15 protein-coding genes are annotated in these 15,873 nt (G+C 33.9%); 11 read left to right on the forward strand and 4 right to left on the reverse strand.

The genetic code is table 11. The annotated features are described in order from the left end of the window. Positions 1-10 precede the first annotated feature (10 nt). From CCY99_RS03645 to CCY99_RS03655, 3 genes are read left to right on the forward strand one after another with little or no spacing between them, the layout of a single operon-like run. Positions 11-1,405 (forward strand): DUF3373 family protein, encoded by a 1,395-nt coding sequence (locus CCY99_RS03645; protein ID WP_112060051.1) that lies wholly within the window; start codon positions 11-13, stop codon positions 1,403-1,405. A gap of 14 nt (positions 1,406-1,419) precedes the next feature. After that, positions 1,420-1,653, forward strand: coding sequence for a hypothetical protein (locus tag CCY99_RS03650; RefSeq protein ID WP_112060052.1), 234 nt, complete (start codon positions 1,420-1,422; stop codon positions 1,651-1,653). A 53-nt stretch (positions 1,654-1,706) separates the two neighbouring features. Next, positions 1,707-3,467 (forward strand): methyl-accepting chemotaxis protein, encoded by a 1,761-nt coding sequence (locus CCY99_RS03655; RefSeq protein ID WP_112060053.1) that lies wholly within the window; start codon positions 1,707-1,709, stop codon positions 3,465-3,467. A gap of 15 nt (positions 3,468-3,482) precedes the next feature. On the opposite strand, the gene CCY99_RS03660 is transcribed toward CCY99_RS03655, so the two are convergent. Genes CCY99_RS03660 through thiC form a run of 3 tightly spaced genes read right to left on the reverse strand, consistent with a single transcriptional unit; the run spans position 3,483 to position 6,798 of the window. After that, the gene (locus tag CCY99_RS03660; protein ID WP_112060054.1) at positions 3,483-4,424 is read right to left on the reverse strand and encodes an alpha/beta hydrolase; all 942 of its coding nucleotides are present in this window, start codon (positions 4,422-4,424) and stop codon (positions 3,483-3,485) included. Then, positions 4,424-5,491, reverse strand: a complete 1,068-nt coding sequence (locus tag CCY99_RS03665; protein ID WP_112060055.1) for an Mrp/NBP35 family ATP-binding protein — start codon at positions 5,489-5,491, stop codon at positions 4,424-4,426. Before CCY99_RS03665 ends, CCY99_RS03660 begins: the two co-directional genes overlap by 1 nt. Further along, positions 5,488-6,798: a phosphomethylpyrimidine synthase ThiC gene (thiC, locus tag CCY99_RS03670; protein ID WP_112060056.1), complete on the reverse strand. Its 1,311-nt coding sequence runs from the start codon at positions 6,796-6,798 to the stop codon at positions 5,488-5,490. The genes CCY99_RS03665 and thiC overlap by 4 nt, the downstream gene beginning before the upstream one ends. 209 nt (positions 6,799-7,007) lie before the next feature. Between thiC and CCY99_RS03675 the strand changes: the two genes are divergently transcribed. From CCY99_RS03675 to CCY99_RS03685, 3 genes are read left to right on the forward strand one after another with little or no spacing between them, the layout of a single operon-like run. Then, on the forward strand, positions 7,008-8,132 hold the full coding sequence (locus CCY99_RS03675) for a bifunctional 2-C-methyl-D-erythritol 4-phosphate cytidylyltransferase/2-C-methyl-D-erythritol 2,4-cyclodiphosphate synthase (RefSeq protein ID WP_112060057.1): 1,125 nt from the start codon (positions 7,008-7,010) through the stop codon (positions 8,130-8,132). 28 nt (positions 8,133-8,160) lie between these two features. After that, positions 8,161-9,066, forward strand: a complete 906-nt coding sequence (locus CCY99_RS03680; protein ID WP_112060058.1) for a response regulator — start codon at positions 8,161-8,163, stop codon at positions 9,064-9,066. 26 nt (positions 9,067-9,092) lie between these two features. Further along, a complete protein-coding gene (locus tag CCY99_RS03685) occupies positions 9,093-9,575 on the forward strand; it encodes a phosphatidylglycerophosphatase A (protein ID WP_112060059.1) in 483 nt (160 codons plus the stop codon). A 5-nt stretch (positions 9,576-9,580) separates the two neighbouring features. On the opposite strand, the gene lnt is transcribed toward CCY99_RS03685, so the two are convergent. Beyond that, complete coding sequence (lnt, locus tag CCY99_RS03690) at positions 9,581-10,948, reverse strand: apolipoprotein N-acyltransferase (RefSeq protein WP_112060060.1); 1,368 nt, start codon at positions 10,946-10,948, stop codon at positions 9,581-9,583. Positions 10,949-11,059: 111 nt separating this feature from the next. Here lnt and CCY99_RS03695 point away from each other — a divergent pair, with 111 nt between their 5' ends. The 5 genes from CCY99_RS03695 to CCY99_RS03715 are packed head-to-tail and all read left to right on the forward strand — an operon-like array spanning position 11,060 to position 15,736. Continuing rightward, positions 11,060-11,626: a CvpA family protein gene (locus tag CCY99_RS03695; protein WP_112060061.1), complete on the forward strand. Its 567-nt coding sequence runs from the start codon at positions 11,060-11,062 to the stop codon at positions 11,624-11,626. A 9-nt stretch (positions 11,627-11,635) separates the two neighbouring features. Continuing rightward, positions 11,636-13,204: a lysine--tRNA ligase gene (gene lysS, locus CCY99_RS03700; protein ID WP_112060062.1), complete on the forward strand. Its 1,569-nt coding sequence runs from the start codon at positions 11,636-11,638 to the stop codon at positions 13,202-13,204. 9 nt (positions 13,205-13,213) lie between these two features. Continuing rightward, entirely contained in the window at positions 13,214-14,461 is a 1,248-nt protein-coding gene (locus tag CCY99_RS03705; RefSeq protein WP_112060063.1) for a serine hydroxymethyltransferase, read from the forward strand. Then, positions 14,458-14,997, forward strand: a complete 540-nt coding sequence (locus tag CCY99_RS03710) for a DUF1882 domain-containing protein (protein ID WP_112060064.1) — start codon at positions 14,458-14,460, stop codon at positions 14,995-14,997. Before CCY99_RS03705 ends, CCY99_RS03710 begins: the two co-directional genes overlap by 4 nt. Before the next feature lie 25 nt (positions 14,998-15,022). Further along, the gene (locus CCY99_RS03715; protein ID WP_112060065.1) at positions 15,023-15,736 is read left to right on the forward strand and encodes an SPOR domain-containing protein; all 714 of its coding nucleotides are present in this window, start codon (positions 15,023-15,025) and stop codon (positions 15,734-15,736) included. Positions 15,737-15,873 lie beyond the last annotated feature (137 nt).

Here is a 15,873-nt window from a genome sequence, read left to right on the forward strand (position 1 = left end):
ACAAGGGGATATGGCGAATTTTAAAAAAATTCTAATTTTAGGTTTGATTATTTCACAATCTATCGCTTTAGCTCAAGATGTTCCAGAGGAAAAGCAAAGCAGGGAATCTAAGCTAAGTAATGCTACAAACTTGCAACAGCAAATTGATGACCTAGAGGAAAGCATTGCCGAGCTACAGGAAAGAGCCGATGAGAACGAGCTACAAGCAGCACTTAGTAAGATTAAATTTGGGCTTGAATTTAATACAATGGTATCAAACTTTTTTATTAAAAATCCACTAGGACTTGGAATCCCAGAATCTCAAAAAACACAGCCAAATCGCTGGGCTATGGGGCTTTACCTAAATATGAATGCCGATATAAATGACTATACGAAATTCACCGGCAGACTCTCAATGTCAAAGGCATTTGGGGATTTAAGCATTCAAGGCAATGGCAACCCAAGTCCGCTTGATGCAGGACGCGGATTCTATGGTCCAAATATCTATGTGGAACGAGCATATATCGATATTTACGGCGGAGACCATTTTGCATTCACCATTGGGCGACTTCCTAGCACCGATGGACCCGGCTCAAATTTACGCAATGGTGGGGCTAGAATGGCGACTTACCCAGCTTTAATGGTAAATGCACTTGGCGATGGAGCGGTATTTACATTTAAAAACACAGAGGGCGATATTGCACTTAGGGCTGGATATAGCAAGATTTATCAGCCACTTAGCGATAGCAATGGGGTTAGCAATATTTTTGGCACAAGAGACGCCATAGATTCAAATCTATTTTTTGCGATTTTTGAAACGCCATTTTTACCAAAATCCGCTGGGGAGAGCCTATTTATGCTTGGGTATGCTGCGATTTTAAAATACACACTTCCAGAAGGCTCATTTACTCTACCCACATCAAACTCCGTATCCAATAATAACTCAAATATCGGTGATTTACACTATATCGGGGCTCATTTCGAGCATAGGTTTAATTTTGGGCTAAATTGGTTTTTATCTGGCGTTTATTATCGTGGGCTAAATCCAAAAAATATGGTTCTTAACAATGGAACTCCAATGGCGATTTTCAATGACAAAGGAGCTTATGCAATACATTTAGGATTAAGACAAGATATTGGAAATCACTTTAAAATCGGTGTGGAGTATTTCAACTCCTCTAAAAATTGGTATGCACTCTCTCGTGCCTCTGTAAATGACCCGCTAAACTTCCGCAATACAAAGGGCGATGTAATCGATGTTTATGCGATTTTTCAAATCGATTTATATCAATTCTTTAGATTAGCATTCACACAACAAAATAATAAATATGCCAATTACGCCGCACCAATCGCCCCAACCGGAAGTGCAACTGCGATAAATACTAAGATTCAAAATGTCTCTTTATCGTATATTTTGAGATTTTAATTAAAGGATTTAAAATGAAAAATCTAATATTTTCGGCTCTATTTTTAGTTTTGCCACATTTTGCATTTGCAGATTGTGCCGCACTTATGACTAAATACGACGCCCCTAACCCAGCGTCAAAAACGATGAAGCAGATTCAGCGATGGCTTAAAAAAGTGGATAATCCAGCAGACGCAAAAACGCTAGAAGAATGTATGATAAGCCAAGCCGCAGATAATCCAAATAAAGCACAATTAGCAGGAAAATAAGATTCTAAAATTAGGAGGGTAAATGAAACAGAATAAACTATGGAGTAAGACCAATGTCATTTCAAGATTTTAAGAATCTTAGTCTTTCTAAGAAATTAAATATTAGCTTAGGTGCTTTATGTGCATTGATTATTCTTAATACATTGTTATTTTTTGTATTCAAATATACTTTTTCTAGTTTTATAAATACAGAAGAGGATAATTTCGAGCAGATTAATACTAGCTTCAAAAGTCTAGAATCTCTTTCTAAAAATGCAAATGAACAAATTGAATCTATGCTTAAATATATTAAAGAAACCAAAGATACTATGAACGATATGGAATCTTTAATAGAGCAATTTGAGTTTATTGGAACTATAAATGCCAGACTTGTGAAACTTGCATTAGAGCCACAAGATATATCTAATAAAAATATAGTAATCCAAATGACTAGAAGTTGGAATGATAGCTTTATCAAAAATGATTCTGCACTAAAGGAATTTCATCCTAAGATTCAAAGCACTTTAAACTTGGGTGATACAAAAGCTATATCACTTAGACTTCAAGGGTATTTTGAAGATATTTATAGTATTTTGATTGAAAGAATAGCAGATACTTCGTCTAAAACTAGTGAAAACCTAGTAACTTCAGCAAATAATCTAGAAAAAATTGCTGTTGATATGAATGATAATTCCACCTCACTTTTAGATGTGCTAAATAATCTATCATCATTAAGTAGCATAAGAGATGCCGCTGTTTTACAATCCAATATCGTAATGACAATTCTAATTATTGTTGTAATCACTACCATAATAGTAGTATTCCTACTTTTTAAGGTTTTAGATGATTTTACAAAGGATTCTAATACAGTTGTCAAATATCTACAAGATGTATCAAAAGGCGGAGAAAAACTAATAGCTGGTGGGAATCTAAATCTAAAAAGAAATCAATACGATGAGCTATTTATTATTAGCAGATTTATAAATCTATTTATTGATAAAATGAAACAAACTATAGAAATAGCAGGTGAAACAAGCACAGAAATTGTGAATCTTAATAATTATATTGCGAATCTAAAAGACAACATACTAAGTGTAAGTCATAAAACCCAAGAAAGTGTGGAACAAAGTGCCATTATATCTAGAGGTTTAGATAATAATATGGAATCTGCAAATGAATCTAGAACTAAAATCAATGAAAGCAAAACATTTATTGATGATACAAGCTTAAGTATAGAGAATCTTTTAGCAGAATTAGAAAATAGCATAACAAGTCAAAATGAGCTTAAACTAAGGCTTGATACCTTAAATAATAGTGTTTCCCAGATTAAAAATATATTATCTCTTATTTACAATGTTTCCGAACAAACAAATCTCTTAGCTTTAAATGCCGCAATAGAAGCTGCCAGAGCTGGAGAGCATGGGCGTGGCTTTGCTGTGGTTGCTGATGAGGTTCGCAAACTAGCAGAAAGCACTCAAAGAAGTCTAAGTGAAGTTGAATCTACAATAAGTGCCATAACAGATAACTTAGATGATATTTCTTTAGCGATAAAGAAAAATGTTACTATATTTGATGGTCTTTCAAATGAGGGCAAACATTCTAAAGATAGCCTTCATACGATACAAGAATATATGATTGATGTTGTAAATGATATACATAATCAAAGTGAAAATACTATCTCACTAGCAAAACAAACTAAAAGCATTATTAGCAGTATGAATGTTGTTAATGACTTATTAGGAGAATCTTCAAAAGTGATTGAAGATGTTATGTATCGTTCGCTAAAACTTAAAGATAATGATGCTATTTTAAGTAAGGTTATTCGTGGATTTTAAAAGTTAGCTTGTGATTTAATGATTTTTAAAATAATCTATTAAATCACTTGCAACCTCATCTTTATTTAATTCCAAAAATAGCTCATGCCTTGCTTTGGCATATAGAATGCATTTTGCATTATTATATCCTTGTTTATTTAGATGTTTAAAAGCACTCAAAACACCTTTACCAAACTTCCCACAAGCATCATCTTCGCCACTTATAAATAATATTGGAATATTTTCTTTATTTATCTTATGTGGATATTTGCTAAATACTTTTTTTAAGCCAGAAAGTAGATTTATAAAGCTATTGATTGTAAAAATAGCACGATGTTCCCTATCATTTAGATGTTTTATAAGTTGGTTTTCATCGCGATTAACCCACAGAATCCCACTTGGCTTTCCAGAATCTAGCTTATCAAATTTATAATATTTTGCATTAAAAGTGCAGAATGAAAACCTATAAGCAATATTTCGCCCAATCTTATTTATACCTACAAATCTACACATTTTTAGAAATAAGATTCCAAAGCTAATACCAAAATACGGGCTTGGCGTCCCACAAATAACCAATATATCAATACTACTTTCATATTCCTGCAAGAATCTCCTTGCCAAAAGTGAGCCCATACTATGCCCGATTAATATAAATTTCTTTGGTTTAAATCGCTCTTTTAGTATATTTGATAATTTATACATATCCAATAGAGCAGCTTCAAATCCATTTTCTCCCATTTCGCCTAAATGGATATTTCCGCCGATACTTTCTCCGTGTCCCCTATGGTCATTTATCGCTACTATATAACCATTTTGGGCTAAAATACTAGCGATATATTCATAATTTCCCCTATGCTCCATCATTCCGTGTGCTATTTGGATAAGATTCCCATTTGGAATCTTGGGGATATAAATATCATATTTAATATAAATAGAATCTAATACATCGCTTTTGAATTCAAGTGTTTCTTTATCCATTAATGTTTAATAGGCTGAATCTCAGCATTACTAGCTTTACCTTTTGCTTTTTCTAAAAAATCATTTAGTTTATGTGCCGCTTTTATATATTCTTTTGCACCAGCACTATTTGGCTCAAAAAATACAATCGGTTTGCCTTCATCTCCACCCTCGCGGATTTTGCCCTCAATTGGCACTTGTGCTAAAACATCGCATTTATTTGTATTTGCAAGTTCTATCGCCGTCCCTTTGCCGAAAATATCATAATGCTCCCCACATTTCGGGCAGATAAAACCACTCATATTTTCTATTATCCCAGCTATTGGGATATTTAGGCGATTAAACATATCTAGGCTTCTTGCACTATCATCTAATGCGACTAATTGTGGTGTGGTAACTGAGATTCCAGCACTTACAGGCACACTTTGTGCTAAAGTTAGTTGTGCATCGCCCGTCCCCGGTGGCATATCTATAATTAACATATCTAAATCCCCCCAAAGCACATCGCTTAGCATTTGCTCGATTGCTCGCATTATCATTGGACCACGCCAAATTAGACTCTGCCCCTCTTCATACATCATTCCCATACTAATTACCTTTATTCCATAAGCCTTAAGTGGGATTAGCTTCATTACAGATTCATCGACAAGTGGCTTTTGTGCGGTTAAAGAAAGCATTCTAGGAATGTTTGGACCATAAATATCAGCGTCTAATAAACCTACTTTTTTTCCCATTTGTGCTAGTGCAATGGCTAGATTCACACTTGTAGTGGATTTCCCCACGCCTCCTTTGCCAGAGCTTATCATTACAAAGTTTTTAATATTCGGGGCTATATTCTTGCTTTTTTTTGTTTCATTTTCTAATTGTGGGGTTTTTATGTGAATCTTGGTTTTATCACCTAGAATCTGTAGAATCTCACTATGAATCTTTTTTGCAACCTCTGGGTTATTTGATGGAATCTCTAGTGAAATCTCCACATTTTCACCATCAATTTCTACATTTTTCACAAATCCAAAATCCACAATATCCCGCTTAAAATTCGGGTAAATTACATACTTTAGCTTATTTAATATATCTTGTTTATTCATACTTCACCTTCATATTTTTTAAAAATATTTTGACTAATTTTATAACTACAAAATTTTGGACCACACATTGAGCAAAATTCTGCTTCCTTAAATACATCTTGGGGGAGCGATTCATCGTGGAATTCCCTAGCTCTATCACCATCAAGTGCGAGATTAAACTGCTCTTCCCATTTAAAAGCATATCTTGCATCGCTCATTTTATCATCTCTAACCCTAGCATTTATCCGTCCTCGTGCAATATCTGCGGCGTGTGCGGCGATTTTATAAGCGATTATGCCCTCTCTTACATCTTTTACATTTGGTAGCCCTAAATGCTCTTTTGGTGTTACATAACATAGCATTGCCACACCTTTCCACGCCGCTACACACGCACCAATAGCACTTGAGATATGGTCGTATCCCGCACCAATATCAGTAACCAATGGTCCCAAAACATAAAAAGGTGCTTCATTGCAAAGCTCTTTTTGGATTTCTACATTTCGCTCGATTTGATTTAGTGGAATGTGGCCGGGTCCCTCAATCATTACTTGCACATCTTTTTGATATGCTCTTTTTGCTAATTCTCCTAATACTTTCAACTCTGCTATTTGTGCCTCATCACTCGCATCAGCCAAACAACCCGGGCGAAGCGAATCCCCAAGTGATAAGCTCACATCATATTGTCTGCAAATATCTAAAATATCATCAAATGCCGAATAAAAAGGATTCTCCTTATGATGATGTAACATCCAGCTTGCCATTAGTGAGCCACCTCGACTTACAATTCCCATTTTTCGTTTTGCCACAAGTGGCATATGAAAGAGTAGGAATCCGCAGTGGATAGTAAAGTAGCTAACACCTTGTTTGGCTTGTTTTTCTAATGTGGATAGCATTTTATCAATGGTTAGATTTAGAATATCATCTTTTAAATCGTGTAAGATTTGATAAATAGGCACAGTGCCAATTGGCACATTTGAATTTGCCAAAACTGCCTTTCTAATCTCGTCTAAATTACCACCTGTGCTTAAATCCATAATTGTATCTGCTCCATATTTTATGGAAATCTGTGTTTTGCAAATCTCATTTTCAATGGAGTTTTGAATGCTAGAGCTTCCAATATTTGCATTGATTTTCGTTCGTGTGGCAACCCCAATGCCGATTGGATTTAGATTCTTATGATTGATATTTGCAGGGATTATAAGTCGCCCTTTTTTAATCTCATTTTTGATTAGATTTACATCTAATTCCTCGCTATTTGCGACGAATTCCATTTCTTTAGTGATTTTGTCTTGCTTTGCGTAAAATAATTGTGTATTTACAGAATCCATATTATTTGCCTTGAATGTAATTTAAAAGTTTAAAATTATCGTAAAAAATATAAAATAAAGCTTTTTTGCATAAATTTCAATTAAATATTTTTTAATATCATTTTTCTTTGAAAATCCTTAAAAATTAAATATAATAGAAATGATTATTTATTTTAAATAGGGTTCTTATAATCGCAACAATACAATCCACTATATTAAGGTGAGAAGTTTTGAAACAAAATATTTCATTAATCGTTATGAGTGCAGGAGAAAGTTCTAGATTTAGACAGAAAACGAAAATAAAAAAACATTGGATTCGGGTAGAAAATAAGCCTATTTGGCTTTATGTCGCCGATACATTACAAAATAGATATGGTTTTGATAAGGTTATTATTACAAGTGCGAAATTGGAATTAGATTATATGAAAAGATTCTGCTCCTATGAGATTATAGAGGGCGGAGAAAGCAGACAAGATTCTCTTACTAACGCACTTAGGGCTGTTTCTAGTGAGTTTGTAGCAGTTAGCGATGCGGCTAGATTCAATCTTGATTTTGATGTTTTAGATAGGCTATTTAGCTATGATTTGAGTGATTTAGACTGCCTTATTCCTGTGGTTGGTGTAAGTGATACCATTTTTATGGAATCTAATCATATAAAAACATATCTAAATAGAGATTCTGTGCATTTGGTGCAAACTCCGCAAATTTCAAGATTAGATATATTATTAAAATCATTAAAACTTGGGAATTTCAGTGATGAAAGTAGTGCGATAAATAAATATGGCGGTAGAGTTGTTGCGATAGAGGGCTCAAGGAAATTAAATAAGCTCACATATTTTGATGATTTAAAAGAATTTAATATAGATTCTTCTAGCGATATTTTTAGCGGATATGGCTTTGATGTTCATAGATTCTGCGATAATAAGGAGATGTTTTTAGGTGGCGTTAAGATAGATTGTGGTTTTGGATTAGAAGCACATAGCGATGGAGATGTTGTTATACACGCATTATGCGATGCGTTACTTGGTGGAATTGGGGCTGGTGATATTGGAGAGTGGTTTCCTCCAAATGATAATAAATATAAAAACATAGATTCCAAGTTGTTACTAAATGAAGTTGTGGATTTTGTTTATGGCGTTGGTTTTAAGATAATCAATGTTGATATTATGATAATGGCACAAAAGCCAAAAATTCTACCTTATAAAAATAAAATGATAGAAATTTTTAGTAATATCTTAGATATACAGAAAAATTATATTAATATTAAAGCTACAACAATGGAAAAAATGGGTTTTATAGGCAGAGAAGAGGGAATTTGTGCTAGTGCAAATGTATCTTTAAAGTTTAAACAATAATTATTAATATTACATACAGGGATTTATTATGAAAACATTAATTATAGAAAATGATATTTATTTAGCTCAAAGCATTAGTAACAAACTAATTGATAAAGGTTATGAATGTGTCATATCCAAAGATACAAATTTAAAGATTGATAATAGTAGTTTTTTTGATGTTATTTTAATATCGTATGATACTTGTAGTAAGAATTGTGCAGGTATCATAAAACAATTTCCTGATAGCATAGTTATTATGATGATAAAGTATATTAATGATGATACTTTTACTAAGATGTTTAAAGCTGGGATTCACGACTATATAATAAAACCACTTATTGTAGATGAACTCATTAGAAAAGTAGAGCATTATAAGCAATTTATTAGATTGCAACGAGAGGCTATTTTTTATAAAAATTATTTTGAATTTATCGAGGGAATGCTAAATACACCATTTCCATTTACCTATAATTTACCATTTATTATTAGAAGTAGTTCGCAAAGAAGTGCCGATATTTATGCGATGCGATATGCGAGATTAAAGAATATTCACTTTAATTTTCTATCGTTAAAAAATATTAATTGGCAAGATATTTTGAAATTCGATAATAGAATTAGCGAAACAATATATTTAACAGGATTGGAACATATTAGAAGAAATGAAAGAGATGAATTATTATCAAAGTTACATAAACAAAATGTAATCTTTTCATTTATCTCACAAGAAGAAATTCCATTTAGTAACATTGTAGATATTTCAATGCCACAAAATGGAATTGACCTAAATGGCGGGATTATACCTATAAAAGAATATGAAAAAATGGTTATTACAAAGTATGAGAATCTTTACTCGGATATTGAGCTTGCAAAAGAGCTTGGAATCTCCCGCAAAAGTCTTTGGGAAAAGCGTAAAAGATATGGCATAGTTAAGCAACGAAAACATACAAAGTAGATTCCATTAAAATAGGATTAGATATTATGAATAAAAGAGAGCATTTCTTAACATTATTTAAGATTGGATATACTTCAAAAGCACCCGGAACTTGGGGAAGTGCATTTGGTCTTATTATTGGGATTCCAATCCTATATTTTTCTGCTTCTACTTTATTTGTTTTGGCGATTTTAGTAGGAATTATTGCAATTAAGCAAATAGATATTTATGAAAAAGAAGAGGGCGGAATCCACGATGCAAGTTATATCGTAATTGATGAGCTTATTGGAATCTGGTTTGCTATGAGTATAGCTGGATTCCATATTTTGACTATTATTTTTTCATTTATATTTTTTAGAATCTATGATATTTGGAAACCATCTATAATAAGAAAAGTCGATAAGAATGTGGAGGGCGGTTTGGGCGTTGTCGGTGATGATGTATTGGCTGGATTCTTCGCTGGAATCTCGAGCCTTTTATTTGTCGCAATCCTAAGCTTAATTGGATTTGATATAAAATTTAATGTATAGAAATCTCATTTACTATAAGCCCCTTTAACATAAAATTTTAAGCTGGTATTTGGTGTGATGATTCCACTTTTTGTGCCATTTGCGGAGTGGAAAACTATTGTTTTATATATTCTTGCATAGTATTTTATTAACATCATTTGTAACACTGGCTCGATACTTGGCTTAAACCACGCATTATTGCTTATTAAAACAATGTATTTTGGATTATCTTCATATATCTTTCTAGTTGTAGCTTCGTAACAAATCGCATTTCTAAAAACAACGCTTCCAGCATTTATATTTTTTGGTTTTACGGTAGTTATATCAAATGTAGCATATGCTATCCCAGAAATCTTTGAAAATGCGTCGGCTAAAAATATAGGTATTGGCATATATTCACCAAATGGTGCTAAAAAAACCTTATCTGCAAACTCATATATACCATCTCTAAAAACATAAGTGGTATTATAATAGCCAAAATCATCGTATCTTTGTGCTCCTACTATAATTACAATATGATGGCTCAAATCAAATAATCGTTCTAATATATATGTGTTTTCTGGGGTATTTAGAAGAAATGGAAATGCTGTTTCTGGCAAAACAACAATATCATATTTATTATTTATTGCATTTTGTATGAGTTTGATATTATATTCGACAATCCTATTAAAACTTTCCGTATTCCATTTTATATTTTGCGATATGTTTGTTTGTGTAATATCTATTTTTGCTTGTGGTAACGATGCTTCTTTTGTGTTGAAATCTACAGCAAATATTAATAACAAAATAGCAAAAAATCGAAAAAATCGTAGTTGTTTAATGCTTATTATCGTAATTATCGTTACAATTATTACAAATGAAATCTTATCAACCTTAAAAATACTAAATGCAAACATCGCATCTGGCACAAACCAATCAAATCCAAAAATCACAACATACCCAACTAGGCTTAGTGTTATAGCTCTAAATATTTTATTATTAAACAATAATGCAAACCATAATAAAATAGCATATCCAATCCCAACCCCAATAATTGCTACATACACAAAATATGGATTATTTGTGAATCTAAAGCTAAGTCCCGTCCAATAAAACCACAGGATTCCAACAAAAAAGCCAAACATAAATCTAAATTTTTTATCAATATTTATAAAAACAAATACTGAAATAAGTGCAAAAATAGAGTTTATATATGGAAAATAAACACCTTTTCCATAAGTAAGAATATTAATATAAATTGGAAAGCTAAAAATAAATGCAAGTATAAATGGAACTAAAAGCCAATTTTTTAGTATATAATTTATTTTATTTTTCGTATTAAAGATATGTTGTTTTGGCGAATCTTGCTCATTTCCCTCACATTTCTTTAGAAAAAGTATTATTTTCTTAAACATATTTAATTAAGTTCCTTTAGGTTAAAATAATGCAAAATATTACCGTAGAATTTTATAATTCTAGTAAAATCACTATTTTTTATTCTAATACTTTATAAGGAAGAATCTATAATGGAATTTCCAGATTACTTTGACATTATTATCGTAGCAATCGTTATTATACTCGCACTAAAAGGCTTATTTAGTGGGTTTATCCGCGAGGTTTGCTCAACTATAGGGATAGTGGGTGGCGTTTTGGTTGCTTCGAGATATAATATTGAATTTGGTGCTTGGATAAACTCTTTTATAAAGTTACAAAGCACTACTTTATTGAATCTAATTGGATTTATGATTATCTTAGCTTTGATTTGGATTGCAGCTTTAGTATTAGCGGAAGTTATTGTAAGATTTGCAAAGTTTATAAAATTAGGTCAAGCTGATAGATTCTTAGGTGTTTTTGTAGCTGGAATCAAGATATTTTTAGTGCTATCAATTATACTTTTTACATTTTCTAAGATGAATTTTCTATCAAATTTCACTGCTAAATTACAAGATTCTAGCTTTTGCTATCCAGTGATGATTAAGGTTGGCAATTTTATCGTCAAAACCGATTTTGTAAGTGATGTGAAAGAAAAAACTACACAAAGTATTAATGACGGTTTGCAAGAGATGCAAGAAACATTACAAAATAATCAATAAGGAGCAAGATTGTTTTCAAATATCTATATCCAACAGCGAATCCAAAAGGCGGAAAATATCCGTGAGAGCGGGGGGAATCCATATGATAACAACGCCAAAAAAACTATTTTAAACGCGGATTTTTTAGAAAAATATCAAAACGCCCCAGATTCTGCGAGTGCGAGGGAAGATTCTAGCATTAATTCTATTAGAGAGTGCGTGGCTGGGCGGGTCAAGCTAATCCGCCTTATGGGGAAAGCCGCATTTATGGATATCGAAGATGAGAGCGGGATCTTGCAGGTTTATATCTCTAAAAACGACCTAGAGAGCGAGTTTGAGGCAGTAAAAAAGACTTTGGAAGTGGGAGACATCGTAAATATTTCTGGCTATCCGTTTAAGACAAAAACCAATCAACTAAGCTTGCATGCGATGAGTTTTAAGATTCTAACCAAGTCCATTATCCCCTTGCCAGAGAAGTTTCACGGGCTTGTTGACATTGAGCTTCGCTATCGCCAACGATATTTGGATATGATTATGAATAGCGATGTGAGGGGAGTTTTTAGGCTACGAAGTAAGGTTATAAGTCTACTTCGGCGGTTTTTTGAAAATAAGGGATTTTTGGAGGTCGAAACGCCAATGCTCCACCCAATCCCGGGCGGTGCGAATGCAAAGCCATTTATCACCCACCACAACGCCCTAAATGTCGAGCGATATTTACGCATTGCCCCTGAGCTGTATTTGAAACGGCTCATTGTGGGCGGGTTTGAAAGCGTGTTTGAGATAAATCGTAGCTTTAGAAATGAGGGTATCGACCACTCGCATAACCCCGAATTTACGATGATTGAGTTCTATTGGGCGTATAAAAATTATAATGATTTAATGGATTTAACTATCGAGCTTTTTTCTTATTTGCTAGATTCTCTAAAGCTTCCAAAAGTGCTAAAATGGGGCGAAAACGAAATTGATTTTAATCAATTTAATAAGATGTCATATAAAGATTCTTTGCATTCAATCGGCGGAATCCCGCAAGATATAATTGAAAATAAAGAAAAGCTAGAATCTTTCCTGAAATCGCAAAAAATTGAGGTTGAAAAAAATCTAAATTATGGCAAGATTCTAGGCATTGCATTTGATAATTTCGTGGAATCTAAGCTTATTGCACCAACTTTTATCTATGACTTTCCAATTGAGATTAGCCCCCTAGCGCGGAAAAATGATAAGAATCCAAATATCGCTGATAGATTCGAGCTTTTCATCGGTGGCAAGGAGATTGCCAATGGATTTAGCGAGCTAAACGACCCGCTAGACCAAATGGAGCGATTTAAAAGCCAAGTGGCAGAAAAGGAAAAAGGCGATGAGGAAGCGCAATATATGGACGAGGACTATCTCTGGGCGTTAGGCTATGGAATGCCCCCTGTGGCGGGACAAGGCATAGGCATTGATAGGCTTGTAATGTTGCTCTCTGGGGAAAAAAGCATAAAAGATGTGATTTTATTCCCAGCGATGAAGCCACAAAAAAATGAATTTAATGTAGAATCTGGGGAATCTAATGCGAATGCGGAATCCGCAGAATCCAAAGCGGAATCCACCAAAAAATAAGGAGCATAAATGAGCTATTTAGAAAAAGAAGATAAGGCGATTTTTGATTTAATACAAAAGGAATGGGAGCGACAGAGCGATTATTTGGAGATGATTGCAAGTGAGAACTTCACATTTCCAGCCGTTATGGAGGCTCTTGGCACGGTGCTAACGAATAAATATGCCGAGGGCTACCCAAAGAAGCGATATTATGGGGGCTGTGAGTTTGTCGATGAGGTCGAGCAAATCGCAATTGAGCGGGCAAAAAAGCTTTTTAGATGTGAGTTTGCAAATGTCCAGCCACACTCCGGAAGCCAAGCAAATAGCCCAGTTTACTCCGCACTAATCAAGCCATATGATAAGATTCTAGGAATGCACCTAAATCACGGCGGACATCTCACACACGGGGCGAAAGTCAGCCAAACAGGGCAGATTTACCAAAGCTTTTTTTATGGTGTTGAAATCGATGGGCGAATAAACTACGATAAACTCGAGGAATACGCCGATGTGGTTAAGCCAAATATCCTTGTGTGCGGCTTTTCGGCTTATAGTAGGGAGCTGGACTTTAAGCGATTGCGTGAGATTGCCGATAAAAATAAGGCGATTTTATTTGGCGATATCGCCCATGTAGCAGGACTAGTCGCAGCTGGTGAGTATCCTAACCCTTTCCCATATTGCCATGTCGTTAGCACCACCACGCACAAGACGCTTCGAGGTCCTAGAGGCGGGATAATTTTAACCAATGACGAGGAAATCGCCGCAAAAATCAATAAAGCCGTTTTTCCGGGAGCCCAAGGCGGACCTTTGATGAATGTAATTGCCGCAAAAGCCGTGGGATTTGCTGAAAATCTAAAGCCAGAGTGGAAAACATACGCAAAGCAAGTCAAGGCAAATGCCAAGATTCTAGGGCAGGTTTTCATAAAAAGGGGCTATGATATCGTAAGTGGTGGGACAGATAATCACCTAGTTTTAATGAGCCTAATAAATAAGCCATTTAGCGGGAAAGACGCCGATACAGCCCTAGAGAGTGCGGGGATTACGGCGAATAAAAATATGGTTCCGGGCGACACACGAAGCCCATTTGTAACAAGTGGACTAAGAATCGGCTCTCCAGCACTTACAAGTCGTGGTATGAAAGAAAAGGAATTCGAGTGGATTGCAAATAAAATCTGCGATGTGCTAGATAATATCGAGGATAAGAATCTCCACGCCAAAATCAAGCAAGAAATTAAGGAATTTAGCTCTAATTTTAGAATCTACGAAAAGGCGATATTTTGACCTCGATGGATTTAAAATTAATAAAAATAGACACAAGTCATTATTTCCAAAAAATAAATGATGTTACAATGCAGATTAATCACAATGGCAGGGTATTTTTTGATAGATTTAAGAGAGTGGATTCTATGCTAGGCTTAAATATTATTGAAAAACATTTTGCAAATGAAATCATAGTAGCACACGATATTATTAAAAATAATAAAGTTGAAAATATTGTTATTGATTATAATGGCATAAATGACGATATATTCTATCATAAGGCACAATTATTGCTTAGAGAAGAGGGATACTTAAATTTTACGGCTTATCGGTCGAAGACAAAAGGTCATTTACATATTTATATTCATAAAGGACATACTAGTTTGGAAGAAGCTAAATTATTAGCCAAGACCATAAGTTTAAAACTAGAACATTTAGCCCCAAAACAATGGAAAGTATTTCCTACTGATGAGGTGCCTCCTAGCTTTAATATTTTGGTTTTACCATATGATATTTATGCAAAAGAACGCGGAGCATCTTGGTCAAAATATATGTGATTAAATTTTAAAGAGAGGTGTAGAAATGGACGACAAAAGAGAATTAAATGATATATTAATAGGTGGTGAGGATAGTAGAGCAAAGCAAACTAAAAAATTAATTTTATTGATAGCTGCTATTATTGTATTAGTTATTGCTATTGTGGTAATCGCTCTAAGTATGACTGGAAGTAAAGAAGAGGAAGAAACTATCATAATAGGCACAGAAAATGTCAATCCAGCTTTGCCTGATAGCTCATTTGATAATGTTCCGGTGAATAACGAGGAAGACCAATTTGAAAAAATAGTTAAAGAGATAAAAGCAAGACAACAAAGTAGCGAATCTCAAACTCCGCCTACTGCCCCTGTAGCCCCTGTTACTCCTACTGAAAGTGCAAAAGCTACGATGCCAAGTAAAGCACAACAAGCAACAAAACCTGTAATTTCATCGCAACCACGAGTAGCAACTGCCACAACAACAAGCAATAGAACAACTGCTTCTAGTGCCTTTAGGGGAAATAATGGAGATATAGCTGAAAGCGGATATTATCTACAAGTTGGGGCATTTAGCAAAACGCCAAATAAAACATTTATGGATAATATTAATAAATATAGCTATAGAGTGCAAGAGATTATGATAAATTCAAAAGTTATAACAAGATATTTAGTAGGTCCTTATGCTAGTCGTAGTGATGCACAGAAAGACTACAATAATGTATCAAGAGATATTACAACGCCGGTATTTTTAGAAGTTCAATAGGTTTATTAAGAATCTTTAAAGATTCTTAATAGGTATTTTAAGCTTATTTTATTGGCTTTAAGAAAATAATATTTCTTGATATTAACTCATCTATTTTTAGAATCTATAAGATTTATTTGATATATTTTATATTATAA

Source organism: Helicobacter sp. 16-1353, assembly GCF_003288815.1.
In the GTDB taxonomy this organism is placed as follows: domain Bacteria; phylum Campylobacterota; class Campylobacteria; order Campylobacterales; family Helicobacteraceae; genus NHYM01.

What these genes read in the sequence shown, in the direction of transcription:
- CCY99_RS03695 (WP_112060061.1), top strand. Translation starts at nt 11,060, where the DNA reads ATGGAATTTCCAGATTACTTTGACATTATTATCGTAGCAATCGTTATT.
- lnt (WP_112060060.1), bottom strand. Translation starts at nt 10,948, where the DNA reads ATGTTTAAGAAAATAATACTTTTTCTAAAGAAATGTGAGGGAAATGAG.
- CCY99_RS03650 (WP_112060052.1), top strand. Translation starts at nt 1,420, where the DNA reads ATGAAAAATCTAATATTTTCGGCTCTATTTTTAGTTTTGCCACATTTT.
- CCY99_RS03680 (WP_112060058.1), top strand. Translation starts at nt 8,161, where the DNA reads ATGAAAACATTAATTATAGAAAATGATATTTATTTAGCTCAAAGCATT.
- CCY99_RS03645 (WP_112060051.1), top strand. Translation starts at nt 11, where the DNA reads ATGGCGAATTTTAAAAAAATTCTAATTTTAGGTTTGATTATTTCACAA.
- CCY99_RS03685 (WP_112060059.1), top strand. Translation starts at nt 9,093, where the DNA reads ATGAATAAAAGAGAGCATTTCTTAACATTATTTAAGATTGGATATACT.
- CCY99_RS03655 (WP_112060053.1), top strand. Translation starts at nt 1,707, where the DNA reads ATGTCATTTCAAGATTTTAAGAATCTTAGTCTTTCTAAGAAATTAAAT.
- CCY99_RS03660 (WP_112060054.1), bottom strand. Translation starts at nt 4,424, where the DNA reads ATGGATAAAGAAACACTTGAATTCAAAAGCGATGTATTAGATTCTATT.
- CCY99_RS03715 (WP_112060065.1), top strand. Translation starts at nt 15,023, where the DNA reads ATGGACGACAAAAGAGAATTAAATGATATATTAATAGGTGGTGAGGAT.
- thiC (WP_112060056.1), bottom strand. Translation starts at nt 6,798, where the DNA reads ATGGATTCTGTAAATACACAATTATTTTACGCAAAGCAAGACAAAATC.
- CCY99_RS03665 (WP_112060055.1), bottom strand. Translation starts at nt 5,491, where the DNA reads ATGAATAAACAAGATATATTAAATAAGCTAAAGTATGTAATTTACCCG.
- CCY99_RS03705 (WP_112060063.1), top strand. Translation starts at nt 13,214, where the DNA reads ATGAGCTATTTAGAAAAAGAAGATAAGGCGATTTTTGATTTAATACAA.